General features: G+C 68.1%; 26 protein-coding genes and 1 tRNA gene. 15 read left to right on the top strand and 12 right to left on the bottom strand.

Features of this window, described 5'->3' with window-relative positions; all coding sequences use genetic code 11:
- Positions 1–54: 54 nt before the first annotated feature.
- Together drmD and BJY18_RS06010 are read right to left on the bottom strand one after the other, a co-directional pair.
- Positions 55–3,189 carry a DISARM system SNF2-like helicase DrmD gene (gene drmD / locus BJY18_RS06015; protein WP_184778404.1) on the bottom strand — a complete coding sequence of 1,045 codons (3,135 nt, stop codon included), beginning with the start codon at positions 3,187–3,189 and terminating at the stop codon, positions 55–57.
- A 31-nt stretch (positions 3,190–3,220) separates the two neighbouring features.
- Positions 3,221–4,033 (bottom strand): hypothetical protein, encoded by an 813-nt coding sequence (locus BJY18_RS06010; protein WP_184778402.1) that lies wholly within the window; start codon positions 4,031–4,033, stop codon positions 3,221–3,223.
- Positions 4,034–4,767: 734 nt separating this feature from the next.
- Between BJY18_RS06010 and BJY18_RS06005 the strand changes: the two genes are divergently transcribed.
- The 4 genes from BJY18_RS06005 to BJY18_RS05990 are packed head-to-tail and all read left to right on the top strand — an operon-like array spanning position 4,768 to position 8,020.
- Positions 4,768–5,253 carry a hypothetical protein gene (locus BJY18_RS06005; protein ID WP_184778400.1) on the top strand — a complete coding sequence of 162 codons (486 nt, stop codon included), beginning with the start codon at positions 4,768–4,770 and terminating at the stop codon, positions 5,251–5,253.
- On the top strand, positions 5,250–5,882 hold the full coding sequence (locus BJY18_RS06000) for a DUF3558 domain-containing protein (RefSeq protein ID WP_184778398.1): 633 nt from the start codon (positions 5,250–5,252) through the stop codon (positions 5,880–5,882). Before BJY18_RS06005 ends, BJY18_RS06000 begins: the two co-directional genes overlap by 4 nt.
- Complete coding sequence (locus BJY18_RS05995; protein WP_184778396.1) at positions 5,882–7,246, top strand: hypothetical protein; 1,365 nt, start codon at positions 5,882–5,884, stop codon at positions 7,244–7,246. Before BJY18_RS06000 ends, BJY18_RS05995 begins: the two co-directional genes overlap by 1 nt.
- A gap of 9 nt (positions 7,247–7,255) precedes the next feature.
- The gene (locus BJY18_RS05990) at positions 7,256–8,020 is read left to right on the top strand and encodes an ESX secretion-associated protein EspG (RefSeq protein ID WP_184778394.1); all 765 of its coding nucleotides are present in this window, start codon (positions 7,256–7,258) and stop codon (positions 8,018–8,020) included.
- Positions 8,021–8,297: 277 nt separating this feature from the next.
- Here the strand turns inward: BJY18_RS05990 and BJY18_RS05985 are convergent, their stop codons facing one another.
- Genes BJY18_RS05985 through BJY18_RS05975 form a run of 3 tightly spaced genes read right to left on the bottom strand, consistent with a single transcriptional unit; the run spans position 8,298 to position 9,375 of the window.
- Complete coding sequence (locus BJY18_RS05985) at positions 8,298–8,696, bottom strand: MarR family transcriptional regulator (protein ID WP_184778392.1); 399 nt, start codon at positions 8,694–8,696, stop codon at positions 8,298–8,300.
- Complete coding sequence (locus BJY18_RS05980; protein ID WP_184778390.1) at positions 8,693–8,932, bottom strand: hypothetical protein; 240 nt, start codon at positions 8,930–8,932, stop codon at positions 8,693–8,695. Before BJY18_RS05980 ends, BJY18_RS05985 begins: the two co-directional genes overlap by 4 nt.
- Entirely contained in the window at positions 8,929–9,375 is a 447-nt protein-coding gene (locus BJY18_RS05975; protein ID WP_184778388.1) for a hypothetical protein, read from the bottom strand. Before BJY18_RS05975 ends, BJY18_RS05980 begins: the two co-directional genes overlap by 4 nt.
- A 161-nt stretch (positions 9,376–9,536) precedes the next feature.
- On the opposite strand from BJY18_RS05975, the gene BJY18_RS05970 reads away from it, so the two are divergent.
- Positions 9,537–11,006, top strand: coding sequence for a helix-turn-helix transcriptional regulator (locus BJY18_RS05970; protein ID WP_184778386.1), 1,470 nt, complete (start codon positions 9,537–9,539; stop codon positions 11,004–11,006).
- On the opposite strand, the gene BJY18_RS05965 is transcribed toward BJY18_RS05970, so the two are convergent.
- From BJY18_RS05965 to BJY18_RS05955, 3 genes are all read right to left on the bottom strand, one after another.
- Positions 10,995–11,345 carry a cupin domain-containing protein gene (locus tag BJY18_RS05965; protein WP_184778384.1) on the bottom strand — a complete coding sequence of 117 codons (351 nt, stop codon included), beginning with the start codon at positions 11,343–11,345 and terminating at the stop codon, positions 10,995–10,997. The two genes, BJY18_RS05970 and BJY18_RS05965, sit on opposite strands and share 12 nt — an antisense overlap.
- The gene (locus BJY18_RS05960) at positions 11,342–12,847 is read right to left on the bottom strand and encodes a helix-turn-helix domain-containing protein (RefSeq protein ID WP_184784448.1); all 1,506 of its coding nucleotides are present in this window, start codon (positions 12,845–12,847) and stop codon (positions 11,342–11,344) included. The genes BJY18_RS05965 and BJY18_RS05960 overlap by 4 nt, the downstream gene beginning before the upstream one ends.
- 166 nt (positions 12,848–13,013) lie before the next feature.
- Positions 13,014–13,394, bottom strand: a complete 381-nt coding sequence (locus BJY18_RS05955) for a helix-turn-helix domain-containing protein (RefSeq protein WP_184778382.1) — start codon at positions 13,392–13,394, stop codon at positions 13,014–13,016.
- Between the two features lie 155 nt (positions 13,395–13,549).
- Between BJY18_RS05955 and BJY18_RS05950 the strand changes: the two genes are divergently transcribed.
- Genes BJY18_RS05950 through BJY18_RS05920 form a run of 7 tightly spaced genes read left to right on the top strand, consistent with a single transcriptional unit; the run spans position 13,550 to position 19,091 of the window.
- Positions 13,550–13,744, top strand: a complete 195-nt coding sequence (locus tag BJY18_RS05950) for a helix-turn-helix domain-containing protein (RefSeq protein WP_184778380.1) — start codon at positions 13,550–13,552, stop codon at positions 13,742–13,744.
- Positions 13,726–14,052, top strand: a complete 327-nt coding sequence (locus BJY18_RS05945) for a WhiB family transcriptional regulator (RefSeq protein ID WP_184778378.1) — start codon at positions 13,726–13,728, stop codon at positions 14,050–14,052. Before BJY18_RS05950 ends, BJY18_RS05945 begins: the two co-directional genes overlap by 19 nt.
- Positions 14,049–14,378 carry a hypothetical protein gene (locus tag BJY18_RS05940; RefSeq protein WP_184778376.1) on the top strand — a complete coding sequence of 110 codons (330 nt, stop codon included), beginning with the start codon at positions 14,049–14,051 and terminating at the stop codon, positions 14,376–14,378. Before BJY18_RS05945 ends, BJY18_RS05940 begins: the two co-directional genes overlap by 4 nt.
- Positions 14,375–15,073 (top strand): hypothetical protein, encoded by a 699-nt coding sequence (locus BJY18_RS05935; protein WP_184778374.1) that lies wholly within the window; start codon positions 14,375–14,377, stop codon positions 15,071–15,073. Before BJY18_RS05940 ends, BJY18_RS05935 begins: the two co-directional genes overlap by 4 nt.
- Positions 15,066–17,189, top strand: a complete 2,124-nt coding sequence (locus BJY18_RS05930) for an FtsK/SpoIIIE domain-containing protein (RefSeq protein ID WP_184778372.1) — start codon at positions 15,066–15,068, stop codon at positions 17,187–17,189. Before BJY18_RS05935 ends, BJY18_RS05930 begins: the two co-directional genes overlap by 8 nt.
- On the top strand, positions 17,186–17,350 hold the full coding sequence (locus BJY18_RS05925; RefSeq protein ID WP_184778370.1) for a hypothetical protein: 165 nt from the start codon (positions 17,186–17,188) through the stop codon (positions 17,348–17,350). Before BJY18_RS05930 ends, BJY18_RS05925 begins: the two co-directional genes overlap by 4 nt.
- The gene (locus tag BJY18_RS05920) at positions 17,340–19,091 is read left to right on the top strand and encodes a recombinase family protein (RefSeq protein WP_184778369.1); all 1,752 of its coding nucleotides are present in this window, start codon (positions 17,340–17,342) and stop codon (positions 19,089–19,091) included. Before BJY18_RS05925 ends, BJY18_RS05920 begins: the two co-directional genes overlap by 11 nt.
- Here the strand turns inward: BJY18_RS05920 and BJY18_RS05915 are convergent.
- From BJY18_RS05915 to BJY18_RS05905, 3 genes are all read right to left on the bottom strand, one after another.
- Positions 19,073–19,156: transfer RNA gene (locus BJY18_RS05915), tRNA-Leu, on the bottom strand. The two genes, BJY18_RS05920 and BJY18_RS05915, sit on opposite strands and share 19 nt — an antisense overlap.
- Before the next feature lie 125 nt (positions 19,157–19,281).
- Entirely contained in the window at positions 19,282–20,622 is a 1,341-nt protein-coding gene (locus tag BJY18_RS05910) for an NtaA/DmoA family FMN-dependent monooxygenase (RefSeq protein ID WP_184778368.1), read from the bottom strand.
- A gap of 20 nt (positions 20,623–20,642) precedes the next feature.
- Entirely contained in the window at positions 20,643–21,779 is a 1,137-nt protein-coding gene (locus tag BJY18_RS05905) for an LLM class flavin-dependent oxidoreductase (RefSeq protein ID WP_184778366.1), read from the bottom strand.
- Positions 21,780–21,936: 157 nt separating this feature from the next.
- Here BJY18_RS05905 and BJY18_RS05900 point away from each other — a divergent pair, with 157 nt between their 5' ends.
- Together BJY18_RS05900 and BJY18_RS05895 are read left to right on the top strand one after the other, a co-directional pair.
- Positions 21,937–22,788 (top strand): aminoglycoside phosphotransferase family protein, encoded by an 852-nt coding sequence (locus BJY18_RS05900; protein WP_312873754.1) that lies wholly within the window; start codon positions 21,937–21,939, stop codon positions 22,786–22,788.
- A gap of 4 nt (positions 22,789–22,792) precedes the next feature.
- The gene (locus tag BJY18_RS05895; RefSeq protein WP_184778365.1) at positions 22,793–23,815 is read left to right on the top strand and encodes an alpha/beta hydrolase; all 1,023 of its coding nucleotides are present in this window, start codon (positions 22,793–22,795) and stop codon (positions 23,813–23,815) included.
- 6 nt (positions 23,816–23,821) lie between these two features.
- Here BJY18_RS05895 and BJY18_RS05890 read toward each other — a convergent pair whose 3' ends face one another.
- On the bottom strand, positions 23,822–24,610 hold the full coding sequence (locus BJY18_RS05890) for a nitroreductase/quinone reductase family protein (RefSeq protein WP_312873753.1): 789 nt from the start codon (positions 24,608–24,610) through the stop codon (positions 23,822–23,824).
- A 65-nt stretch (positions 24,611–24,675) separates the two neighbouring features.
- Between BJY18_RS05890 and BJY18_RS05885 the strand changes: the two genes are divergently transcribed.
- The gene (locus tag BJY18_RS05885) at positions 24,676–25,269 is read left to right on the top strand and encodes a TetR/AcrR family transcriptional regulator (protein WP_184778363.1); all 594 of its coding nucleotides are present in this window, start codon (positions 24,676–24,678) and stop codon (positions 25,267–25,269) included.
- Positions 25,270–25,287 lie beyond the last annotated feature (18 nt).

The raw sequence follows: 25,287 nt of genomic DNA, 5'->3' as shown, positions 1-25,287 counted from the left end.
TGAGCCAATCACGGTGCTGCTGCGCGCTGTCCGGGGCAGGGGGCCGACGGGGCGTCATCGGATGGCCTCCCGTTTGGGCACCACGAACACCACGGCAACGGGGAAGCGGTGTGGTTCCTGGTGGCGGTAACGGGCCGCGATGGCGTCGAGCTCGCGGTCCCGTTCGGTGGTCAGTTCGGCGAGACGTGCTTCCCAGTGCCTGCGGTCCCTGCGGTACTGCTCACGCTCTTCCTTCGATGCCTTCTGCACGTCGACGAGGCTGAACAGCGCCTCCTCGTCCTGTTCGTCGGCCAGCTTTTCACGCAGGGTCGCCGAGAACTGTTCGATGGTCGAGGTGATGCGGTTCTTCTCCTCGTCCTCACGCTGTTTGAGCGCGCGGCTGAGCGACTCGAGCCGCGTGTTCTTCCGCCACTCGATGGCGTTGAGCAAGCCATCGTACACGCGCGGCCAGCGCTCCGCGACGCGGCGCCACACCGGGGCGGACACCGGTTTGCCCTGTCCGAGCGCGGTGTCGAGGATATCGCCGAGCACACTCAGGTTCTCCAGCCGGCGGAACCGGCCGTGTTCGGGCGCCCAGCCGCCAGCGTGCAAGACCTCCTCGTGCAGCCGCACGCCGTCCGCACCGACGATGAGGAACCGCGAGTAGGCGCCGACGAGGACATCCTCGAGTCGAGGGTCGTCACTGACCACCGCCGTGACCCGGTGCAGGCCGATGTCGTCATTGGACACCGCTGCCCGGAGAAGCCGGGTCGACATGGCGACCAGCGGGTGGTTGAGGTGGGCGAGCACGACGTCGTCGCGGCCGCGGGCGACCTCCTGGTCGAAGGTGACCGGCAGTTGCCGCGGAACCACGCCTTTCTGGTGCTTGTCCGGCTGGTATTTCTCCAGCAAACCCGCGCTCGCCCGCACCCATGACCCGGTCAGTGTCGGCACCTCGAACATGCCCTCGGCCAGGTGCTTTTCGTCCCGGAACGGCTTCAGCTCCTGCTGGCGGGCCAGTGTCAGCGCCGTGTCCACCACTCGCTTGACCCGAGCTGGCGTGATGCCGAGCTCGGTCACCGTCTCGTCGAGGTTCGACCGGATCCTGCGCACCTGATCGCGCACGTTCTGTTCGGCGGGCAACCGGTCCTTCTTCTGGCCGGCCCTGTCAATGTCGAAGTCGGCGATCTGACCGACCATCCGCCGCTGGATGGCGTCGGAGAGCACGGCGTTGACCGAGCCGAGATCCGCCTCCATTTTCGCGACCTTCATCGCGACCCGCGACAGGAACTCCAGATCGGCCTCGTACCGGTCGACCGCCCCTTCCCAGCCGATGCCGACGAAATGCCGGATCTCTGGTGTCCGGGTCTGTCCGTAGCGGTCGATGCGGCCGATGCGCTGTTCGAGCTTGTTCGGGTTGAACGGGATGTCGTAGTTGACCAGCCGGTGGCAGTGTCGCTGCAGGTCGATACCTTCGCTCGCGGCGTCGGTCGCGACCAGAATGCGCACCTTGCTTTCGGTGGGATCCTTCTGGAACGCGAGGCGCAATTGCTCACGTTCATCGGTCGTCATACCGCCGTGCATCTCCGCCACATATGGCGCACCCATTCCTTCCTGCCTCAGCAGGTTGAGCAGCCAATGCTGGGTGTCGCGGTACTCGGTGAACACCACGACCCGCTCGTTCATCCAGTGCTTGTCCGGCTTGCAGATCGCCTTCAGGTACTTGATCAGCTCGCGGGCCTTGGCGTCGGGCTGGGCCTCGTGGGTCAGCGCCCACTCATGCATGCGCCCGAGGAGGGTTTTCTCCTCGTTGTCCGCGTCGGGCTGCATTGAGCGGGTGCGACCGAACGCGTCATCCTCGGCCTCGGAAAGCTGCTCGTCGTCGTAGGTCGCGATGTCGTCGAAGAAGTCCTCCATCCACTCCGGCACCTCATCATTTGCCGGTGTCACGGCACGGATCTTGGACTCGAGAGTGTCGGTGTAGAGGGCCACGGTGTGCGCGAACGCGGCGGGACTGGAGAACAGCCGCTTTTTCAGCAGGAGGGTGACCAGGTCGGTGGCCTTGCGGCCGCGCTGGGTCGTGAGCTTCTTGTGCCGGAGCTCGGCGAACTGTGTGAGCACGCGATGGATCTCGCGCTCGGTGTCGGGATATTCCACCGGGATCGGTTTGGTCTCGCGGGCCACAAAGCGTGGCGTGCCGTCGGCATTGACGATGTCCCGTTTGAGCCGTCGTACGACCGTGTCCCGTGCCGCGGACTTGTCCGGCTCGACACCGCGCGCGAAACGCTGGTCGTCGAGGATCTCCAACAGCGCGGTGAACGACGCCTGGTAGCCGTTGTGCGGGGTCGCGGAGAGAAAGAGCCGATGGGTGAAGTGCGGGGCCAGCCTGCGGATCAGCTTGGTCTGCTGGGAATCGACGGCGTAGACCTGTTTCGGCGCGGCTGGGGCGATGTGATGGGCCTCGTCGAGGATCATCAGGTCGAACGTGCGCGGGTAGGTCGGTCCGTCCGGCGGCAGCACCTCGTCGAGGAGGCGTTGCGCCTTCGCGCCGCGAAGCCAGGGCAGGCTGACGATCGCCAGCGGGTGGACGTTGAACGGGTTGGCCGCGCTGCCGAACTCGCGGCGGACCTCGGCGCAACGCTCCGAGTCGATGACGGTGAAGGCGAGGCCGAACTTGTCGGCCATCTCGTCTTGCCACTTCACCGTCAGACCGGCGGGGCAGATGATCATGATCCGTTGGGTTCGGTGACGCAGCAGGAGCTCCTGCGCGACCAGGCCGGCTTCCACCGTCTTGCCGAGCCCGACGTCGTCGGCGAGCAGCAGGTTGACACGAGGGGCGTGGAGGGCGCGGACGACCGGTTCAAGCTGGTAATCCTCGATCGCGACACCCGAGCGGAACGGCGCTTGGAGGGTTCGGACATCCGCCGATGTGACGGCGGACCAGCGGACCGCGTCCAGGAAGGCGGCGAGCTGCCCGGGCGGATCGAACCTGCCGGTCACCTCAGGCAACGATCCGGAGGGCAGGACCTGCCGCGCGGGTTCGACCTCCCAGATCACCTCAAGCGACTCGCCGAAGCGGCCCTCGTCGACGCTCTGCAGCTTGAGGAGGGTGCTCGAATCCACTGCGTCGATGTCGCTGACGAACCACTTCTGGCCTCGGACCGAGACCAGATCACCGATGGCCGGCGTATCCGTCGTTGCCGCGGTCATGATGGCTTCCCTCGTTCACAGCTTTGCTCGTTCACTTCGCCCACGCCTCCTCCAATGCCGCGACGATCTCATCGTCACCACGTCCCCGGTAGGTGGCGAGCAGCCTGCGCCGGTCCATCGCTCCCGACAGCCGAACGGCCGCCGCCAGCTCGCGCTCGGCGTTCTGCGTCGGTGCCTCCCAGCGGCCCGCAAGCCACAGCGCGCGAGCGAGCGGCGGATCGTCGGGCATCTGGCCGGGGACCTCGACGTCGAATATGCCGTCGTCGCCGAACCGCAGGAACACCACCGCGCCGATGGGTGTGCCGGTCCGCTCGAGCAGGAGCCGCACGGACGGGCTGGTGGGCTGTAGCCGCGACCAGCGCACGGCGCTCAGGCCGACCGGCGAGTGGAACTCGACCTGGTCGTCGCGGGCGAGACCGATCGCGGTCGCGAGCGCGATTGGAATCGGAACGCTCGCCTCGCGGAGATGATCCTGCGTGACTCGCACTCGCAACAGCCAGGCGCCGTCCTTGCGGAACAACCGGCCGGCCTCCTCGGGCGTCTTGCGTGCGGCCAGGGACCTGGTGCCGCGCCAAACGCGCCCACTACGCGTTTCGAAGGGGTGTTGTGCCGCGGCCGCGGAGATGGCCGCCTCCGAGGTACCCCGGGCGCGTGCCTGGATCCGGCCGATCAGCTCGTGCAGCGGGATACTGCCAGTCATCTCGAGAATGGTGCCGATCGTGGTGACCAGGTCGTTGTCTGCCTCGGAACGCCACGTCGCCAGCGCCCACCCGCCGCGCTCGGCCAGGGTGAATCGAGAATCCGCCCCGAGTTGCTGGGCCGCGTCGGCAGGCGGCCGGCCCATCGCCTGTCGGGCGCCTTCTGAAGACGTCCGCCGGCTTGCGCCGCACATAGTGACACAGTGACCTCCCTGGCTCGTCCTAAGATCGTCTCCACCTACGAAGTAGTTACAGGACTCGGTCGAGAGATCGCGTCGGTCAGCTCAGCGTCGCGTACTCAGCCATCCACACACCCATCGGCGACCTGGATGGCACCTGAGGAGTTGTACTCACTTTAGGTTAAACATTGCACGCGAAGGGTATCCTGCAACTCTCGTCCTCGACCATTAGACGCTGACAAGGGAGAACCCGATAGCTTCGGTTGATCTTGTACTGCAGTGAGCTGCTCAGCACGAAGTCACGTTCGCCGAGCCTCGCCAGGTCAAGTCGACCGGTCTCCGGCGTGTAAAGCACCAAGGTCGACATCCGACGCCTCCCCGACGGCTACTCATGGACAACGATCAACCACTTACAGTGCAACACAAGGCGCAAGTGGGGCAACTGGCCATTTGGGTGTAGTCCAGTAAGGGCTTCTCCGCAGGAGTCCTCGGGCAATGCGGGCCCGGTGCGCGCGACCAGGCCTCGCGCACCGGGCCTGACTCCGTGGCGACCGCGCGGCCCAGGCTGGGACCGGCGGCCAGCACGTGTTGCCCGGTTTTGACCACCCCACCGTGAGTGATCGGTTACTGTGACGGACGGAGTAGCCATCGGATGGGCTGCTCCGACGCGTGGCTGACGTGTGTCAAACGAGGGGTGCACCATGGCGCAACAGGCGCCTGCGGCAGGCAGCTGGCTAGCAGGGCTGGACTTCAATATCATTGACGCTTTCGGCGCGGCGACCGCCGCAGGGTCCGCAGTGGGCGGTGGAGCCGGCGCCGGCGGGGCCGCGGTGTCGACCGGTCAGGGGTTCACTCTCAGTCGCGATGAGGCAACTGCCATGCTCAAGGACGCGCAGGGCATTCGCGACGATCTCGCGAAGATGATCCCGGTCGCGGAGCGGTTGACGCACTTGAGTCCACCTGCAGCCGACCCAGCAAGCAACGGCTACAACAACCTCCTGACCGGATCAGGCGGACAGGCCGGCGCGTTCGGATACGGTCTCGGACACGTTCAGCGTGAGCACGACTACGTCGGAGAGCTGATCAGCCGGTTGGAAAAGGCGCTGGGCATCACGCAGGACTCTGATAGCAATGCCACCACAGACGTGAACAAGGCCGCAAACAGCGGCGGAGGGATGATCGGATGATTTCGCGGAACTTCGTCGTGACCTGCGGTTCCGTCGTTGTCGCGGTGGTGTTGGCCGGTTGCAGCTCGGGGACTCCGAACCCGAACACAAGTCCCTCGGCGAGTGCACCCACTGATTCTGCGCAGGATGTGTCCCTGCCGTACGCCGGTGCACCTAAGGTCTCGAACCCGTTGCAGTCGTCGCTTCTGGGTGCACAGCCATGCCAGGAAGGTCTGACGTCAAGTCAGCTGACCGACGTTCTCGGCAAGGTCGTGGCGGGCTCGCCCACGACGACGGCCGGCCTCGGGGTGAGTTGCACCTGGACGAACAGTGAAAAAGGCTCGTCTGTCGATGTCGCGTACGACACCGCCACGAATGATGGCTTGAGCAGCTGGTACCAGAACACCAAGCCGAAGGCTGTGGTTTGGCAGCCGACACAGGTACAGGGTTTTCCCGCGGTCGCGCACGTGACGAACGGCGGCGCACCCGACGAGTTCTGCCAGGTCACGGTCGGCATCAACGATCAGCGAACGATTGACGTCTCGGTCGGCCTCGGCCCTGCGAAAAAGGGCAAGCTCAACCCGTGTCAGGCGGCCGAGCAGGTCGCCGACATGGTGATGACGAACCTGAGGCAGAAGGCCGGTTCGTAATGGGGTTCTTCGATTGGGTAGGTGACACCGCCACGGCGGTCGGGCACGGCCTTGAAGACGCAGCTGACTGGGCTGGTGACCGGCTCAGCGATGTAGGCAACTGGTTCGGCGACTTGTACCACGGGAATCTCGGCGAACAGACCGTTCCGGCCTCTAACCTGGTGCAGATGGTCATGGCGAGCAAGGGCGCGCCGGAGTGGCACGATGGTAGCGCGCAGGCGTCGCAATTGGCGCAGCAGCACGCGGAAATGAGCGGTCGCGTGCAGCAGCTGAGTTCGAATCTGGAATCGGTGTGGACCGGCGGCGGCGCGGACGCAGCGCAGGCTCGAATCAGACCGCTTGCGGACGTATCCCAATCGGCGTCCGAGACATTCACGTCCAACTCGCAGAACGTCAGCGACCTGGCGCATGGGTTCGACGAGATGAAGTCCTCGTTGCAGCCAATGCCGGCGAATCCTCCGCACAAGAACTTCTTCGACGAGGCAGCCTGGTGGCAGACCGACACGGAGAAGCAGATCCAGGACTACAACAACATCAGTCAACAGAACCTCCAGAAATACCAGGGGTACGCGGCCCACGCGCAGACCGCCGGTCAGGGACTGAAGAGCGATTACGGACAGCTGGCGGACTTCGGCGGCGGGAACGTCACGATCGGCTCGGGGCACCCTGTCCCCGGCCAGCGATCTGGGCCGAACTCCCACGACACGACCGCCAGCGGCCCGGGCAGCTCTGCTGGCTACCAGCCCTCGACCGATGGCTCGTCGCCGACGTTCACGCAGGGGCAGGGTCCGACGGTCCCGGTAACCACTGGGCCTGGCGCGACCACGCCCATTGGTTTCAAGCCCGGCAGCGGGCCGGGTGACGGAACGACGACCTCGGGGTGGACTCCGCCGTCCACGAATCCGACCGGCGGGCCGAGCTGGACTCCCCCGTCGTCGCTGCCGCCCGGCGGCGGCAGCGGCGGCAACTCGTGGTCGCCGGGTGGCGTCAGTGGGTTCGGCCCGACCAGCGGGTTTGGTGGTGGTTTCGGTGGTGAATCGGGCGGCGTGAGCGGTGGTGGCCGCGCGGGCGGCTCGGCCGGCCGGCTGGGCGCCGGTCCCGGAGCCGGTGCAGGTGCTGAGGAATCGGTGGGGCGAGGAGGGGCCGGTGCGGGGGCGCGCGGTGCCGCCGGCGGTCGTGGTTCGTCCGGGATGGGCGCCATGGGTGGTTCCGGTAAGGGCGGCAAGGGCGAGGAGGACAAGGAGCACCAGCGCAAGTACGTGCTGGAGGACGATTCCGCGTTCGACATCGTCGACGACGAGGACGGCCGGCTGCGTGACCCGTGGTCCGGGCTCCCGCCGACCCCGCCGACGATCGGCGGCTGAGACACGACGATGACGATCATCGACAAGCCGGTCCGGATGCCGCGATCGGCGTTCTTCGTCGCGTGGAAGCTGGCCGAGCTGGGCGATCTCCCAGCTGTGGTCGACCCGGACGACAGCTACTCGACAGCTGAGTTCGCCAAGGAAGTCACGAGGCGCTCGTTGTCCCGGTTCACCGCACTGCGCCTGGCCAGAGATGACGATCGGCTCACGCCGGAATTCCGCGCGACGCTCAGCCTATTGGCCGTGCCCGAGCGGGAGTTCTACTCGTGGACCGCGTTCGGGAGCCACCCGGATGACAACGGCGCCGTTTTCGTGGCCGCGGCCGGCCCGGACGCGGTGCGGCTGATCACCGACAATCGGTCGATCCAGCTCGACCCGATCCGGCCCCGCGACGTAGCGGCCAGCCTGGTGGACACCTTGCCGGGCTGCGCGCCCGCCCGCATCCAGCAGCTGAGGGTGCCGACTGCCTATCTCGAAGGCAGGGATGCTGATCCGATGTCGGAGCTGTCCGGAGTGGCCGACGAGATGCGGTACCTGATGCGCGCCGAGCGCGTAGCGGTGCACAAGCTCTACGCCGCGATCCGCGACGGGGACGGCGACCGAGTCCGCAGCACCCCGTTGACCGTGTACGACCTGGCCCACACGGGCCGAGTCCTGGCTTTCACCAGCGACACGAACGACGGTGAGCTGGAAGCCAACATGTGTGCGGGCAGCCGTACCAACCTGATCGACGCGCTCAACCTCACCCGCGACGGCCTGGCCGCGGCCTGGTAAAGCCAGCATCCGGCCGGCGCAGTCAAACTGCGCCGGCCGGACCGGCTCGGCCGTTCCGCTCGGATGGTCGCGAGGGGAGCGACGCCGGAACAGCCAAGACTCAACGCCCGTCACCGGGCCGTGGTGGTGGTCTTCCTTCCCTTGTCACCGGGGCCGCGTTCCTCCCGTCAGCCGTCACGGCCGTCACACGGCCTGTGACAGCGACAAATGCGGGTTGACCTGTGAGAACGCCTGCGTGACGGCTGTGACAGCTCGGGTTGGAGTCCCGTCACAACCGTCACGAGCAGCCGTCTTCGGACGGTTCAGCGCATCGGGCCACGCCCGTCACAGCACGCCGGATCGGCGGAGCGCGCCGAGCAGTGACGAGTTCGGCGGCTGTGTTCGCGACTGACCGGAGTGCCGTCACGTGCTCGGTCAGCCGGTCGAGTCCGAGCGGCGTCAAACGGAGCACCAGGCTAGCTCTCTCGAACCGGGTCTGCAGGTATCCGGCGGCGCGCAGGGTCATCAAGTGGGGCGCGAGACTCCGCCCATCCACGCCCAGAGCTGTCCCGACCACGACAGCCCTGCGCCAGCACATGTCCGCCAGCTGGCACAGTACGAACAGCCGGACCGGCAGGAGCAGCAGTGGATCCAGCTCGCGTTGAAACGCCGGCGCGATCGGCGGGCTCGGCGTCATCGGTCGATCGCCGGACGATCGGCGTCGCCCGGGGTGGGTGCGAGGCGAAGGCAGGTCACGCACGGCATCCCGACCGGACGTTCCAACAACTCAAGCTCGCTCCGGCCGAACATCGCGCCGCAATACGCGGTCAGCCGTTCAGGTGCCAGGCCCTCTGCTGGGAGCGGGAAGACGTGGACGACGCGACGGGATTCGCCGACCATGCCGGGCAGCGGGCGCGCGATGAAGACCGTCATCGGGCCGGCTGCCGGTGATGGTGGTCGGCGGGAACGGGCGCGCTCGGGGTGCTGCCCGTTCCCGCCGACGTGGTGGTCCGGCTGTCCTGCTCGGGAATGAGCCGCACGCGTTGAGGTGGGCGCGGCAGCAGGACAGCCGGAGTCTGGAGACGGCCGAAGACGCGACGCCAGCACGACGGCTTGCGATGGGACGAGGGTTCGGCCGACGGCGGGGCCGTGCGGAGCCAGACCAGCGACTTGCAGGTAGCGCACGGCCGACCGGGAGGCATCAGGCAGGAGTGGAACAGCACATCGCGGCCGCAGAGCGTGCGGTAGCAGCCTTCGTAGCGCGCAATGCCATCGGCTAGAGCGTCGTCGGTGACGGCGTGGTCCAGGTTGTCGGCCACGCAGCGGTACCAGGTCACGTACAAGCGCGAGCCGTGTTCGCCGCTGGTCACATCCACCCCCTGGTCTTTGGATCTGTTGAAATCATCCAATCCGGAGAGGCGGGCGCGGCCCAGAGCGGAAACGTTGATGTTTCGCGGCGGGGATGTGGCACTTGGAGCATTTACCTGCAATGACAGCTGCTACGCTCTGATCACGTCAACCGGGATGAGGTGGTCGAGTGGTCAGCGTTCGTCGGCGCAAGGAGCTTGTTTCAGCGCGTAAGGCGGCCGGGCTGACTCAGGAGAACCTTGCCGGGGTAATGGGCGTCGACCGCACGACGGTCATCCGGTGGGAAGCCGGCGACTACGCGCCCCTGCCGTACCAGTGGCCGAAGCTGGCCAAGGTTCTCGGCCGCACCGCAGACGAGCTGCGCGAACTGATCGGCCTGCATCCGCCGAACGGGACGGCGGAGCTTGGCTCGGCGCTTGAGCCTGCGTTCGGCTGGCTGGATCGGCACGCTGGGTGGTCTCCCGGCACTGCACGCGGACGCGTGGCAATCGCCGCGTCGGTGAAGCCGCATTCCGACGCGCCGGTCGGTCGGAGTCGGGTTGCAGCCGCCTTGGCGAACTATTACAGCGACTCGGTTCCCGGGCATGTGCTGTATGCCGCGCGCTGCGGACAGGTTGAGGTCGCGACCAGCGTCCTGACCCGGCCGGACTGGCTGGACCTTGCTTGTCCGTTGACGGCCGAGAACGACCGGATTGTGTTGTCTGCCAACGAGAATGCGGCACGTGAGCCGGTCGACGAAGTCGGGGCGGTTCGGCGGCTGGCCGAAGCCGCGGCCGACGACGTGCGCATCGCGGACGTGCCGCTGTATCGGCTCACGGACGTGCAGATCCGACCGGAAATGGTCGGCGGCGACGTCCACGTGGTGCCGTTCGTCGAGTACGCCCTGAGCATGGACCTTCTCGAACGGGAGCTACACCATAGCCGCGCGGTACAACCGGGTCGGATGCCGCTCCGGGACCGGTACCTGCCGGATCTTCAGGCCGTGCTCGACCTTCCGGGACGGCTTTGCGCTGGTGGCGTCCTCGCGTTGACGGCGATCGCACGGCCCGCCGATCCGTTCCGCGGTGAAGCGGACTACCTCCTGCTGGTGCAGGAGCGCTCGCGGCACGTGGTGAACGCGGCTCGCAGGCTGGCCGTCATCCCGAAGAGCTTCCACGGGCCGCTCGCCGATCAACGCGCCGACGCGCGGATCGGCGCCACGCTACGCCGCGAGCTGGAAGAAGAGCTGTTCGGCAGGGGCGACGTCGACCGGACAACCGGCGTCCAGCGGGCCGCCGATCCCATGCACCCGGCCCGACTCTCGGCGCCGATGCGGTGGTTGACCGACCAGCCCGGCCGGTTGCGAATGGAGTGCACCGGGTTCGGGTTCAACCTGGTCAGCGGGAACTACGAGGTCGCCAGCCTGGTCGTGATCGAAGATGAGGAGTTCTGGCCGCGGTTCGGCGGTGATGTGGAAGCGAACTGGGAGGCTGCCGGGCTGCGGCAGTACTCGACGCTCGACGGAGACCTGATCACCGAACTGATCGGTGACGAAACCTGGAGTAATGAGGGATTGTTCGCATTTCTCCAGGGTCTGCGTCGACTCTCCGAGATCGGCGGTGAGCGGGTGAGGATTCCCGCAGTCGAATTAGGTCGCTGACGGCCAGCGGACCGTCAAGACAACCGAATCCGCCAACGCTTCCCAGGAATGGTCGATTCCCGGGCCCCACATGAGGTAGTCGCCCGGCCGGTTCATGACCGTGCTCCCGCCGGTGACTTCCACTCGGAACTCACCTGAGACGAGCATTACCAGCGTGGTTCGCTGGTCGTCGGACGTCCACTCGGGACGCTTATCGCCCGCAGGATGGTTCGCCCACTTGACTTCCACGTCCTTGGACGCTCGGACACCCCGCGACGGATCGATGAAGTGGCCGACCAGCCAGCCGCGCGTGTCCGCCGCGTCTTCGTTGGCGTTGCCAGCGGTCCAACCGTCAGTCACTGGCTGATCTCCCATTCGATCGCAGGTAGTTTCACGCGCTCTCCGCCGATTTCCGCAAGGCGCCTGAGCCCTTGCGACATGGCGAACAATCCTTCGTTGCTCCACGCTACATCACCCAGCAACTCGGTGACGAGCTCGTCGTCGGTAGTCGAATACTGACGAAGAGTCGCGGATTCCCAGTTTGCTTCGACCACTCCTCCGTAGCGTGCCCAAAACTCTTCGTCGTCGATGACGATCAGGCTGGCGAACTCGTAGTTTCCGCTGACGAGGTTCAGGCCGAACCCCGTGCACTCCATCCGCAGCCGGCCGGGCTGCGCGATGAGCCAGCTCATCGGCTCGGTGAGCTTGCTTGGGTGCAGTGGGTCCGCCGCTAGCATGTCGCCCAGGGTGTTGTCGACGTCGGGCCGGCCGAACAGCTCTTCTTCCATCTCACGGCGAAGTGTCATGCCCACCTGCGCGTCGCGGCGGAGGTCGGTCAGCGGCTGGTGGAAGCCCTTCGGTATCACCGCGAGCCGACGCGCCGCGTTCAACACGTTGCCGGACCGCTCTTGGACCAGTAGCAAGTAGTCGGCGTCTCCGCGGTACGGGTCGGCGGGCCGGGCGATCGCCGTCAGCGCAAGGACGCCGCCCGCGCAGAGCCGCTCGCCGACGTCGAGCACCGAGCGGAGGTCCGGCAGGTAACGGTCCCTGAGCGGCATCGCCGTCGAGCCCGCGGCCACCGCGTCGACCAGTTCACCTTCGAGAAGGTCGGCCGTCAGCGCGTAGTGCACGAACTGGGACACTCCGAACGTGCCGCGAAGCTGGTGTTCACGGATGTCCGCGCTCGTGAGCCGGTAGATCGGACTGTCCGTGAGCCGGGTGTTCATGGACAGCGTCTCGGCGAGTCGCTGAACGGCGCGGTCGGCGGCGTGGTCCGCCAGGTCGAGGTCGGCTTCCGGCTGCGCGCTCGGAACCCGGAACTGGTCGTACGGCGGACGCAGCTCGCAATCCAGGTCGAGCCAGTCTGCGCAGGTCAGGACGCTGGTGTTCATGGCGAGATCACCGCATTGCGCCGTATACAGGCCGTGGTCGTCGAGCCGGCTGCCATAGTAGGTGGTCAGCGCGGCGACGACGTCACGTTGGCTGACCCAACCACGCCGAGTCCCGCGGTCTTGAAGCTGTTGGACGTCGATGCGGGCGAGGCGATCGGCGACGGCGCGACGCGCGGTGCCCGGCGTCCAGTGCGCGTGACGGTCGAGCCACTCCAGTGCGGCGCCGATGTGAGGGTCGGCGTCCAGGCGTTCATCAGCCTCGCTCGACGCGGCCGGCGAGGCGCTGGCCGGTGCGTCGCCGGTCAGCTCGCCGAACCGGTCGCGCTCGGCGTCCGACGCCTGCGCCAACGCCGTGTCCAAGACCTGTTGCATGTCTGATTGCGGTCGAAGATCCGGTTTCTTGTGCCACGCCCCGACCGTGCGCGCGCTGATTCCCAGGCGTTCGGCGAAGCGCTCCTGACTCAGCCGCAATGCAGTCTGCAACGCTGCCGCCGTGCGTCCCGTCCATCCCCCGGCCGGATTCAATTGCGCTCCCGAATGTCGGTGATCTGCGGTGGTTGTGCGGTGGTGCTGCGGTGCTTGTGCATGGGTTGCGAGGCCGCTCCAGCCTTGAATTGAAGGCATGGAAAAGACCTCGCTAACGCTTCGGCCGGATGTGCTCGACCACGGTCGCCAGGCTTGTTTGAACGTCTTCGAGCCGGTCGGTGATTTCGGCCAGCCGCTGTTCAAGCGCGTCCAATCTGGACGCGAGCTCGTTGCCGTCGTCGGCCGGCTCATCCGGGTGCGGCGGCGTGCGGTTCTGCAGCACGGCGAGCAGATGCCGCGGGTGCCAGCCCAGCGTCGTCGACAGCGCTTCAAGCGTCCGGGCACTGCGGCGCCGCTCGACGACGTGGTGCTGAAGCTCGCGCACGGTCGCTTGCGACACGTGCGACCGCTCGGCCAGCTCGCGTTGCCGCCAGCCCAGTTCCCGCACGCGCATGTCGATCGCCTTCGCGACCGCCGCCCAGTCCTCCGTCACGTATTCCTCCGCGCTCCGCCTCAGCGCCGAGATTAGCGGCTTTTCAAGCGTTCATTAGCGCCGCGGGTGCGTGTTGCCGCGGCGCGCGGACAAACACGTCCACGTGGCAGCTGAAATAAACAACATAGTCTTGAAATCAACAGAATGGTTCTCTCATGAACACCAAAACGACCTTTCACGCCATTTCCGAGTCCGCGTGGATTCTCGGCGTCTCCCGCAACACGGTCAGCCGGGCGATCCGGACTGGCGCCCTGCGCGCCACCCGATGCCGGACCGGCCTGCGTGTCTCCTCCGCCGAGCTGGCCAAGGCGCTTCAGGACGGAGGTGCGGCATGGACGACCTCCAGCTGATCGGCATCGCGTGGCGGCTGGACCGCTTGCGATGGGTGCCCACCGATGTCCTGACCAACATCGTGACCAGCGACGGAGCCTGCATGACTCCGGCCGCGGGCGGGCCGCCGGACGCTCGTGACGATCGGGAGTTCGCCAAGCGCTTGTGCGGTGGCTGCCCGGTCCAGGACGAGTGCCTTGAACTGGAGCTTTGGACGGCCGGCGCCGAGACGGTCGGCGTCTGGGGCGCGATGACCGACGACGACCGGCGCGCGCTGCACCCGCACTGGCTGCGGCGCGGCGAGCGGATCGATCGGGGTGAGCGATGAACGGACTGACCGTGACACCCACGCAGATCCTCGCCGGAGCCGGCGTGCTGTTCGTGCTGTTTTGGGTCTGGCGGGCCGGCGCCCGTCGGGCGAAGGCTGCCGCCGAAGCCGCTCGGAGCGGGGCGCGGCTCGCGTCGCTGGTCGGGCGGGTGCTGTTCAACGCCGGGTTGATCGTCGCCGTCCAGTGGGTGGTGATTGCGCATCCGGGTAGCCCGTGGCTGCTGGTCGCCGTGCTCGGCCTGCCGGCACTGTTCGCGTCGTACGCGCTGACTCGCGCCATGACCGTGACCACCGTCGACACGCGGAAGCGGGGTGGTCGGCGATGAACCGTGCACAACGGCTCGCGCAGGACGCGGCCGAGGCCGCGGAGGTGCGCGCCTACCAGACTGATCCGGACGTCGTCGCGCTGCGGATCGAGCGAGTCCGGCGGCAGGTCGATTGGATGTGCTGGACCGGGATCGTGCTCGGACTGGCGTTCACGATGACCAACGTCCAGGGCTTCGCGTCCGCCGGAACACGGTCGGGCTCGCTGCCGTGGCTGGCGGCGTGGGTACTGGACCCGACCGTCTCACTGGTCCTGCTCGCGATCCTGCGCGCGGAGCAAGTGACCGCGCGGTACCAGGTCAAGACGGGTCCGTGGGTGCGGCGGGCGAAGTGGTTCACGCTCGCGGCTACGTACGTCATGAACAACTGGACGTCGTTCGCGGCCGGCGATCCTGCATCGATCGTCCTGCACTCAGTGCCGCCGCTCGTCGTGTTCGTCACGGTCGAAGCGATCACCGACCTTCGGGACAAGCTCACCGACGCCGTGCTCGTGGCTGCTGAACGGCGTCCTGTTCACGAGGAACCCGTGAACGCCAGTAGGCGCGTCCTGTTCGGCGACTACCTCGCGATCGCCCGGGAGAGCTGGACGCCGGACGTCGAGATCACGCCGGCGTGGGTGCGGCGGGCGACCGGCTGTTCGCGCGGGCTGTCACCGCGGCTTGCGCGAGCGCTGCGCGCGGAGGTGGCCAATGGCTGACTCATTGCCGGTGAAGGCCGATCCCGTGCTCGACGGCGAGCTGGTCGATGACACGTTGCCGCAGCCACGTCGGCGTGAGCGACGTCGGAACCGTTTCGTGTTGTGGTGGTTGCACTCGCCGCGGGTCCCGTTGTGGCTGAAGAGCAAGCCGCAGGCGGTGCAGGCGCTCAAGGATGCGGTGGTGTGGCTAGTGCTGTCGCCGTTGCGGTTCCTCGGTGCGGTTGTGCGCGGTGTCGTCGTCGGTGCGCGGTGGTGGCGTGGGTGGGTAACCGTCCGGGATTACCGGACGGCCGCCGAGGAGTCGGAGAAGCTGGCGGACAAGTTCATCGAAATCCGGGCGCTGACGTTGTTCCGGTGGAAGGTCAGCGGTGCCGTCACGGTCGTTGTCGCCATTGCGGTGGCCGTCGTCGATCTGGTGTATGGGGACGATCCACTGTGGATCGCCGGGGCGGCTGCGTCGGTAGCGCTCGCGGTTCTCGGACGCAGGAAGGACGGCAGTCCCGGGCGTAAGCCGGCGCTCGCCGGACCGCGGACACTGACCTGGACGATGGACCCGCAGGTCCTGGTGGACGCGTTCCGGGACGCGAAACTGATCGGCAAGGACGAGACGTTGCGGCTCGTCGAGCGCGCGACGCGCGTCGGTGACGGCTGGGCGGTCACCGTCGACCTTCCTGCCACGCGCAAAGCGGCCGACGTGGTGAAGAACCGGGACGCACTCGCGTCGGCGCTCGCGGTCGACGAAGTCCAGCTGATCGTCGAGCGGGTACGAGGCAACAGCGGGCACGCCGGTCGGGCGGCGATGTGGGTGGCTGATGAAGACCCGTACGCATCACCGCCGTTGCGGACGCCGCTGCTCGGCGTGACGCAGTGGGACGCGTGGCGGCCGATTCCGTTCGGACGGGATGCGCGGGATCGGCGGATCGACCTTCCGCTGGTGTGGACGTCACTGCTCGTCGGCGCGATTCCGCGGCAGGGCAAGACGTTTTCCGCCCGGCTCGCCGCTGCCGGGCTCATCCTGGACGCGTGGGTCCGGCTGTACGTGGCCGACTTCAAGGCCGGGAAGGACTGGGACGCGGCCGGCCTGGTAGCGCACCGGTTCATGTCCGGCGACGAGCCCGAACACGTGCTGGCCTTGGTCGACTGGCTGATCGAGCTGGTCGGCGAGGTGCAGACGCGATTCCGGCGGATGCGCGACCTGGACGACCTCACCTGCCCGGAGTCGAAGGTCACGCCGGAGATGTCCCGTGACAAGGCCTTGAACATGCCGATCACAGCGATCTTCATCGATGAGGTCCAGGTTCCTTTGGAGGACCGCACACCCGTTGACGTACAAGGAAAGAAGCTACCGGCCGGTGAGTACGTCGGTGAGCTGCTGACGTGGCTGGCGAAGAAGGGACCGGCCGCGGGGATCGTGCTCGTCCTCGCGACGCAGCGGCCGGACTCGAAGACGATCCCGTCAGGGCTGCGCGCGGTGCTCGGCTCTAGGTTCGCCTTGCGGGTGATGGACTGGCGAGACTCGAACATCGTGCTCGGCGAGCAGATGAACACGCGAGGATTCGACTCGTCGCGGCTGCTGCCCTCACACAAGGGTGTCGGCATCCTGCGGCCGGACGGCGACACCGCCGCCGGCGCCGACGTCCTGGCCATGACGGTCCGGACCTACTACATGCCGAACGAGGACTGGCGGACCATCTGCGAGCAAGGCCGCGCGCTGCGCGAAGCGGCCGGGACGCTCACCGGGCATGCGGCCGGGCAGGACACGATGCCGGTCCTCGACGACGCCGCGGCAATGAAAGCAATCAGTGCAGGTCAGCCCGTCGGCGCGGTTGAGCTGCCCGCGCTGCTCGCGTCGATGGTCGACTACCTGGGCGACGATCTCAGTGAGGAAGGCCGGGACTTTGTACCGACGGCCGAACTGCTCGACGCGCTGGAGATGGACCGGCGGACGTTCGCCCAGGAAATGACCGACCTCGGATGTCGGCCAACCCGGGACCGGGTGACCAGCGAAGACGGCGAGATTCGGCAGGTGCGCGGATATTTGACAGCTGAAATCAGGGGCGCAGTCAGTCGAGTGACCAGCGGCGACGAGCCGGACGTCGAAGAAGATCAGCCATGAGTACCGATCACTCCGAGGATCGACCGATCCGAGTTATCCTACCTGCGGGATTGCCAAACCTGACGCCTGCTGTCGCGCGCGGCTTGCTGGTCATCCTGATCGAGCTTACTGAGGTGCCGGTACTGGACGGACCGGCGGAGGAGGTGGACTGTGACGGCTGAAATCAGCAGTGACCCGTGGTCGACGCTGGACGACATCTTGGGTCTCGAAGTTGCCGATCCGGTCGACGACGGGATCGGAGAGCTGGCCGTCTACGGCCGGTGCTCTACCGAGGACAACCAGGACCCCGAGACTTCGCGCGGCTGGCAGTTCGGGAACGCGCGAAAGTTCGTCGAGCCGCTCGGTGGCCGGGTCGTGGCCGAGTTCTTCGACATTGGGCAGTCCCGCTCGGTGCCTTGGGACCGACGTACCGAAGCCGCGCGGCTGCTCGCCGAGCTGAAGAACCCGCGACGCACGTGGAATGCCGTAGTGGTCGGCGAGGGAACCCGGTGTTGGTTCGGCAACCAGTTCTCGCTGATCGCGCCACGGTTCGCGGCGTACGGGGTGGACCTGTGGGTGCCTGAACTGGGCGGGAAGTTCGACGCCCGGAACCCGTCGCACAAGATGCTCATGAGCGTGCTTGGCGGAATGAGCGAATCGGAGCGCCAGCACGTCCAGGCACGCGTTCGCGCAGCGATGGACGCTCAGGTCGTGAACGAGGGTCGTCACCAGGGCGGCCGGGCGCCGTACGGGTACGTCGTGGTAGATGGCGGGCCGCACCCGAACCCGCGGAAGGCCGCAGAGGGGTTCCGGCTGCGCGTGTTGGCGCTCGACGATGAGGCGGCCGGCGTCGTCCGACGGATCTTCGCCGAGTACCTGGAAGGTGTGGGCGACCGCGCGATCGCGAAGGGCTTGAATGAGGACGGGGTGCCGTGCCCTTCGGAACGTCGACGCGACCAGAACCGGCACCGGCTCGCCGATGGCTGGCAGGGCAGCACCGTCCGATCCATTTTGGAGAATCCGCGCTACACCGGGTACGCGATCTTCGGCCGCTGGACCAAGCACGAAACGTTGCTGAACCCGGACGATGTGAGCGCGGGCCATGTCGTGCGATTCCGCCGGGCGGAGCCGGAACGCGTTGTTCGATCGCGGCGGCCCGCGCATCCAGAAATTGTCTCGGTGGAGACCTTCACGCAGGCACAGCTGGTGCGCCGGTCCCGCGCGGCCGGCGGGATGCGCGGCATTGCGAAGCTTGACCGGGATCGGAGCGCCACCAAGCACACCTATCTCCTGAAAGGGTTGGTGCGCTGCGAGATCTGCACAAGGAAGATGCAGGGTGCGGCGATCCGAAAGGGTGTCTACTACCGGTGCATCGCCCGAACCCTGGCTCCAGGCTCCGCGGCGCTGGCCGATCACCCCAAGACGGTGAACCTTCGCGAGGACGTCGTGACTCCGCCGATCAACGCGTGGCTGTGTCAGATGTTCGATCCAGCCAACCGGGACGAGACCGTGGCCGCACTGATCGACACGCAGGGCAGCCAGCCGAGTACAGGCCGGGAGGCCGTGGAGAAGCGGCTAAAGGACGCGGAAGCGCGGTTGCGCAGGCACCAGGCCGCGATCGAGGCCGGGGTTGACCCGGCGGCCCTGGTCGACGCGATGAACGTCGCCCAGGCCGAGCGACAAGCCGCGAAGGAAGAGCTTCAGCACCTGCCAGAAGCGCAGACGCTCGACGTGGCTGAGGTGTACGCCATGCTCGACTCGCTCGGCGACGTTGCCCGGCACCTCAACTCACGGAACCCCGACCGGATCATGCAGGTCTACCGGGACCTGGGCCTACAAGTCGTCTACAACAACAAAAAAGAGGCGGTCGTGGTGACCGCCTCTCCCCGTGTGGGTAACGTGTGTGTCCGAGGGGGGACTTGAACCCCCACGCCCGTTAAGGGCACTAGCACCTCAAGCTAGCGCGTCTGCCATTCCGCCACTCGGACTTGCTGATGGAGAGACTATACGACGGTCCGCCCGGGGTTTCAGGGGGGTGGGCGTCGGTGGAGGAGGGTGGCATGGGAATGTCATATGTTCTGCTCATCTCAAAAGACAAGTCAACAGCGCCTGCCTAGTCCGCCAGGCCCAGGTGGTGGCGCAGGGTCGGGCCGGTGTAGTCCTCGCGGTAGACGCCTCGTTCTTGGAGGCGGGGGACCACCTGGGTGGCGAAATCGTCGAGACCGCCCGGGGTGACGTGGGGGACCAGGATGAAACCGTCGGCGGCGTCGGACTGGACCAGGGTGTTCAGGGTGTTCGCGACGGTTTCCGGGGAGCCGATGAAATTCTGCCTGCCGGTGACCTCGATGATCAGTTCGCGGCTGGTCAGGCCTTTCGCTTCGGCCAGGGCGCGCCATTCGCGGGCGGTGGCGACCGGGTCGCGGTACATGCGGACGCTCGCGCGGCCCTTCGAGATCAGGTTCTCGCCCACGGACGGGTCGAACGCGGGGAGCGGGCCGTTCGGGTCGTGGGCGCTCAGGTCGGTGTTCCAGAGTTGTTCCAGGAACTTGATCGCCGTCTGCTCGCTCACCTGGGCCAGGCGGACCTCGTGGGCCTTTTCGTGTGCCTCGGCGTCGGTGTCGGCCAATACGTAGGTCGCGGCGGGCATGATCACCAGCTGCCGCTCGGTACGGCCGTACTTGGCCAGCCGGCCCTTGACGTCGGAGTAGAACGCCTGGCCCGCTTCGAGCGTGCCGTGGCGGGTGAAGATGGCGTCGGCGGTGGCGGCGGCGAATTCACGGCCCTCTTCCGAGTCGCCTGCCTGCAGGATGACCGGACGGCCTTGCGGGCTGCGCGGGACGGGGAACCGGCCCTCGATGTCGAAGTGCTGGTCGTGGTGGGCGAAGGTGCCGGCCTCCGGGGTCGCCAGGAAACGGCCGGAACTCTTGTCCGCCAGGACTTCGCCGCCCTGCCAGGAGTCGAACAGTTCCCAGGTGGTCCGCATGAACGTTTCGGCGCGGGAGTACCGCTGGTCCTGCGGCAGGAAGCCGCCCCGGCGGAAGTTCTCGCCGGTGAAGGCGTCCCAGGAGGTGACCACGTTCCACGCGGCGCGGCCGGCCGAGAGGTGATCCAGCGAGGCGAACTGGCGGGCCACCTCGAACGGCTCGTTGAACGTCGAGTTGATGGTGCCGGCCAGCCCGAGCCGTTCGGTGACGGCGGCCAGCGCGGCCAGCACGGTGAAGGTATCCGGCCGGCCGACCACGTCGAGGTCGTAGATCCGGCCGTTCTGCTCGCGCAGCCGCAGGCCCTCGGCCAGGAAGAAGAAGTCGAACTTCGCCCGTTCGGCGGTCTGCGCCAGCTTCACGAACGAGTCGAACTCGATGTGGCTGCCCGCCTCCGGATCGCTCCACACCGTGGTGTTGTTGACGCCCGGGAAGTGTGCTGCCAGGTGGATCTGCTTGAGCGGCTTGGTCATTTCGTCTCCTCGGGCGGGAATCAGGCGGCGTAGCGGTTGGCCGGACGGGGAAGGCCCAGCAGCCCGCGAAGGGTGCTCGCCTCGTAGCCGGTGCGGAAAGCGCCGCGGCCGCGCAGTTCGGGGACCAGCCCGCCGGTGATCGCGGCGAGGTCGTGCGGCAACACCGCCGGGCGCAGCCGGAACCCGGACAGGCCGGTCGCGTGCCAGTCGAGAAGAAGGTCGGCCAGCTCGGCCGGGGTGCCGGTGAAGACGTGCGCGTCGGACGTGGACTCCGAATCGTGCCGCTCGTCCAGGCGGGCCTTCCGGTCGGCGGCGGTCTGGCTGCTTTCGTCCAGGAACACGACGAGGTCGGCGAAGACGTGCAGCGGCGAGCCGGTTTCGGCGGCGCGGACCTCGCGGAGGATCGACTCGCTGCCGGTGCGGTCGCGCGGGGTCACGTAGACGAGGTCGGCCTGCCGGCCGGCGAGCCGGTAAGCGGTGGCGTTGTGCGCCAGCGCCGCGACCAGCGGCTGGCCCTGCGGCGGGCGTGGGGTGATCGACGGGCCCTTGACCGAGAACCAGCGGCCCTCGAAGTCGATGTAGTGCAGTTTGTCCCGGTCGACGAACCGGCCGGTCGCGACGTCGCGGATCTCCGCGTCGTCCTCCCAGCTGTCCCACAGCCGCCGCAGGACCTCGACGTAGTCGGCGGCCTCGTCGAACAGGTCGTCCACGGCCGGCGGAGTGCGGCGGCCGAAGTGCCGGAATTCCTCCGCGCTCCCGGATACCTGCACGCGCACGCCCGCGCGGCCGGTGCTGACGTAGTCGAGCGTCGCGATCGCCTTGGACAGGTGGAACGGCTCGGTGTGCGTGACGACCGCGGTCGGGACGAGCCCGATGTGCGAGGTGAGCGGCGCGACCCGGGAGGCGATCAGGACCGCGTCCAGCCGGGGCTGCGTGACGTCCGTGCGCGCGCCGGACTCCGAAGGGGTGCGAAGGGACAGGAAATCCTCGAAGGTGACGAAATCGAGCCGCGCGTCCTCGGCCTGGCGGACCAGCTCGGTCCAGTATCCGGCGGTGAACAGCTCGGCCGGACGTGCCTCGGGCTCCCGCCACGCTGCCGGATGCCAGCCAGCGCCGTCCAGCGCGACCGCGAGCCGTGGTCCGGTAACCCCTGTCATGGTGCGTCCTTTCCTCGTCCGACACCGGCAGTGTGCGCCGGATCGCCTCGCGCGGCAGCCGCACCCAGCGTCTGGGATTTCCGGCGGATGCGGGAATAACCGGGGCCGGTGCGGAAAACGGCTTGCCTCCGCCGGCCGTCACGGGTGGGCTGGGCGGATGCGGATGCATCCCGGCGAGCCGGAGATCCGCCCCGGCCTGGTGAGCCGCCTGGTCGCGGCGCAGTTCCCGGAGTGGGCCGGTTTCCCGGCGACCCGGGTGGCCTCGTCGGGCACGGACAACGCCCTGTTCCGGCTCGGCGAAACGCTGGTGGTCCGGTTGCCCCGGCTGTCCGCGGCGGTCGGCGGCCTCGAGCGGGAACAGCGGTGGCTGCCGTGGCTCGGCCCGAGGGTGCCGGTGCGAATACCGGAGCTGGTCGCGGTGGGCCGTCCGGGCGAGGGGTTCCCGTGGCCGTGGTCGGTGCTGAGCTGGCTGCCAGGGCGAAACCCGGGCGCGGGCGACACCGGGCTGGCCGGTGACCTCGGCGAGTTCGTGGCCGCGCTGCACCGCGTCGAGCCGGCCGGGGGACCGGAAACACAGCGCGGACGGCCGCTACGCACCCGGGACGAGCCGACGCGGGAGGCGATTGCGCAGCTCGGTGGTGATCCGGCGTGCGTCGAGGCGTGGGAGCGGGCGCTGGCCGCTCCGGACTGGACGGGGGCGCCGGTGTGGCTGCACGCCGACCTGTCCCCGGGCAACGTCCTCGTGTCCGGGGGAGCGCTCAGCGCGGTGCTCGACTTCGGGACCGCCGGCGTCGGGGACCCCGCCGTGGACCTGATCCCGGCATGGAACCTGCTGCCGGCGGCGGAACGCGAAACGTTCCGGGAGGCGGTGGGCGCGGACGCCGCGACGTGGGAACGCGGCCGTGGCTGGGCGTTGTCGATCGCGGCGATCCAGCTGCCGTACTACCGCGAGACGAACCCGGTGCTGGCGCGGAACGCGCGACACACGCTGGAGGCCGTGGTTGACTGAGCGCATGCTGCCTTGGGAGGCGCCGCTGGCCGGCCGGCTGGACCGGCACACCTTCGACTCCACCGTGTTGCGGGGCAATCCGCTCGGGGATCCGCACGAGCGGCCGCTGTGGGTGTACGTGCCGCCGGGGTACGCCGAAAGCACCGAGCGGTACCCGGCGATCTACGTGATCCAGGGCTATACCGGTCACCTCGGGATGTGGGCGAACCGTTCGGCGTTCCGGCAGCCGTTGCCGGAGACCGCGGACGCGGTGTTCGCCGGTGGAGCGCCCGGGTGCGTCCTCGTGTACGTGGACGCCTGGACCTCCTACGGTGGCTCGCAGTTCGTGGATTCGCCGGGCACCGGCCGCTACCACTCCTACCTGTGCGACGAGGTGGTGCCGTGGGTCGACGAGCACTACCGCACGCTGGCGCGCCCGCAATCCCGGGCGATCGCGGGGAAGTCGTCCGGCGGCTTCGGCGCGATGATCACCCCGATGCTGCGTCCGGACCTGTTCGGCGCGCTGGCCACGCACGCCGGGGACGCGCTCTACGAGGCTTCCTACATCCCGGATTTCGCGCGCTCGGTGCGGTTGCTGCGCGACTACGACCACGACGTGTTTCGCTGGTGGGAGGACTTCCGGTCGCGGACGGCGTTCACGAAGCAGGGCGACGAGACGTTGCTGATGATGCTCGGGGTGTCGGCCTGCTTCTCGGCGGGTGCCGACGGCACGCCGGAGCTGCCGTTCGACCCGGTCAGCGGCGTGTTGCGGGACGCGGCCTGGCAACGGTGGCTCGACTGGGACCCGGTCCGGATGGTCGCCCGCCACGCGGAAGCGGTGCGGTCGCTGCACGCGGTGTGGATCGACGCCGGTACGCGCGACGAGTGGTTCCTCGACCTCGGGGCCGTCGCGTTCCGGGACGCTGTCCGCGCCGCAGGTCTTCCGGAGGAGCGGCTGTCGTTCGAGCTGTTCGACGCGGGACACGGCGCGATCGACTACCGGTATCCGCTCGCGCTGCGGTGGCTCGCCGGCCGGCTGGCTCGCTGAGCGAGCTCAATCGAGGTCGATGCGGATCGTGAGCAGGTCGGTCCCGAAGGCGCGGACCACGGTGCTGTTCATGCGTGGCAACGACTTCAGCCGCGCCCGGGCGTCGTCCTCGGGGACCGGGTGGGCGACGCCGTGGTGCCAGCGCCCGCGCAGCCGCAGCCGTACGCGGGGATCCGCCTGGATGTTGCGCACGTAGTGCGAACGCACGCCGAACTCGGACACCAGCCAGAACTCCCCGCCGGTGCGGCGGCCGCCGATCGGGGTCCGCCGGGGGAGCCCGGACGTGCGCCCGGTGGTCTCCAGCAGGGTCTGCCCTGGCAGCCGCGCGAGCAGCGGGTTGCCCAGCCGGCGCTGGAAACCGGTCACGAGCCGGTGCTGCCGGTCGCCGGGCCGCCGCGGGTTCTTCGCGGCACGGCGCAGGCGGGCCGGGATGACGCGGTGGTGGATCGGCGCGGCGAGTGACCACAGGAAGCGGGCCGGGGCGCGGTCGAAGTCGACGTCGGTGGTCCATCGCACGCGCTTCTCGTCGAGCCGGACCACGTTGCGGGAGGTCATGATCCGGGACGGGTTCTCGAGCACGATCCGGTGCGGCGCGGACTCGGCGACCGTCCAGCCCAGCACGCGGCCCGGGGCCGGACGGCCGCGCAACCCCAAGCACCACCACCCGGTACGGAGGAACAGCCGCATCGGCGAGGACGCTTCTTCCCAGACCGCCCGTGCCCACTGCTCGGCGGTACGCCGGTCGCCGGCCGGCCGCTCGATGTCCACTGTGGACGTGTAGTCCGGCACGGTCACCCCTTTGTTGTACGCGTGTGCAGTAAGCTAGCACGTAGTAGACGCGTGTCAAGTAAGCTGTCGGGATGACCCGGCGACGCCTGACGCCCGACCAGCGGCGGACCCAGCTGATCGACCTCGGCGCGCGGCTGTTCGCCGAGCGCCCGTACCACGAGGTGCGCATGGACGAGGTCGGTGCGGCAGCCGGTGTGTCGCGGGCGTTGGTGTACCGCTACTTCCCGAGCAAACGTGACCTGTTCGCGGCGGTGTACCGGCGCTCGGCCGACGAGCTCGTCACGGTGACCGGACCGACTCCCACTCCCACTCCCGCTCCGGGGCCGGTGCGGGAGTGGGTGTCGGCCGGGCTCGACGCGCACTTCGACTACTTCGCCGCGAACCCCACCACGGTGCTCACGGCGAACCGCGACCTCGCGGGCGATCCGGTGATCCAGAGCATCATCGCCGACGAGCTGGCGACCCTGCGCGGCCGCTTGCTGGACGCGCTGGAGCTGTCCGGAGCGCGCCGCGAGGTGGCGGGCGTGGCGTTGCTGGCCTGGCTGTCGTTCGTCCGCGTGAGCAGCGTGGAATGGTTGCTGCACGGTCGGATCAGCCGGGACGAGTTGCATGCCCTGTGCCTGCGGACCCTGGCGGCCGCGCTCGGGTGGGACCAGAGCCGGTAGCGATGTCGGCCGGAGGGG

The organism is Amycolatopsis jiangsuensis (genome assembly GCF_014204865.1).
Taxonomy (GTDB): Bacteria; Actinomycetota; Actinomycetes; order Mycobacteriales; family Pseudonocardiaceae; genus Amycolatopsis; species Amycolatopsis jiangsuensis.
Note: the sequence above shows the minus strand (reverse complement) of the source record. Positions and strands in the feature narration are given on the sequence as shown.

Excerpts from the sequence above, each read along its gene's own strand:
- drmD (WP_184778404.1), bottom strand. The coding sequence starts at position 3,189 with ATGACCGCGGCAACGACGGATACGCCGGCCATCGGTGATCTGGTCTCG.
- BJY18_RS06010 (WP_184778402.1), bottom strand. The coding sequence starts at position 4,033 with ATGGGCCGGCCGCCTGCCGACGCGGCCCAGCAACTCGGGGCGGATTCT.
- BJY18_RS06005 (WP_184778400.1), top strand. The coding sequence starts at position 4,768 with ATGGCGCAACAGGCGCCTGCGGCAGGCAGCTGGCTAGCAGGGCTGGAC.
- BJY18_RS06000 (WP_184778398.1), top strand. The coding sequence starts at position 5,250 with ATGATTTCGCGGAACTTCGTCGTGACCTGCGGTTCCGTCGTTGTCGCG.
- BJY18_RS05995 (WP_184778396.1), top strand. The coding sequence starts at position 5,882 with ATGGGGTTCTTCGATTGGGTAGGTGACACCGCCACGGCGGTCGGGCAC.
- BJY18_RS05990 (WP_184778394.1), top strand. The coding sequence starts at position 7,256 with ATGACGATCATCGACAAGCCGGTCCGGATGCCGCGATCGGCGTTCTTC.
- BJY18_RS05985 (WP_184778392.1), bottom strand. The coding sequence starts at position 8,696 with ATGACGCCGAGCCCGCCGATCGCGCCGGCGTTTCAACGCGAGCTGGAT.
- BJY18_RS05980 (WP_184778390.1), bottom strand. The coding sequence starts at position 8,932 with ATGACGGTCTTCATCGCGCGCCCGCTGCCCGGCATGGTCGGCGAATCC.
- BJY18_RS05950 (WP_184778380.1), top strand. The coding sequence starts at position 13,550 with ATGAACACCAAAACGACCTTTCACGCCATTTCCGAGTCCGCGTGGATT.
- BJY18_RS05945 (WP_184778378.1), top strand. The coding sequence starts at position 13,726 with ATGGACGACCTCCAGCTGATCGGCATCGCGTGGCGGCTGGACCGCTTG.
- BJY18_RS05940 (WP_184778376.1), top strand. The coding sequence starts at position 14,049 with ATGAACGGACTGACCGTGACACCCACGCAGATCCTCGCCGGAGCCGGC.
- BJY18_RS05935 (WP_184778374.1), top strand. The coding sequence starts at position 14,375 with ATGAACCGTGCACAACGGCTCGCGCAGGACGCGGCCGAGGCCGCGGAG.
- BJY18_RS05930 (WP_184778372.1), top strand. The coding sequence starts at position 15,066 with ATGGCTGACTCATTGCCGGTGAAGGCCGATCCCGTGCTCGACGGCGAG.
- BJY18_RS05925 (WP_184778370.1), top strand. The coding sequence starts at position 17,186 with ATGAGTACCGATCACTCCGAGGATCGACCGATCCGAGTTATCCTACCT.
- BJY18_RS05910 (WP_184778368.1), bottom strand. The coding sequence starts at position 20,622 with ATGACCAAGCCGCTCAAGCAGATCCACCTGGCAGCACACTTCCCGGGC.
- BJY18_RS05905 (WP_184778366.1), bottom strand. The coding sequence starts at position 21,779 with ATGACAGGGGTTACCGGACCACGGCTCGCGGTCGCGCTGGACGGCGCT.
- BJY18_RS05900 (WP_312873754.1), top strand. The coding sequence starts at position 21,937 with ATGCGGATGCATCCCGGCGAGCCGGAGATCCGCCCCGGCCTGGTGAGC.
- BJY18_RS05895 (WP_184778365.1), top strand. The coding sequence starts at position 22,793 with ATGCTGCCTTGGGAGGCGCCGCTGGCCGGCCGGCTGGACCGGCACACC.
- BJY18_RS05885 (WP_184778363.1), top strand. The coding sequence starts at position 24,676 with ATGACCCGGCGACGCCTGACGCCCGACCAGCGGCGGACCCAGCTGATC.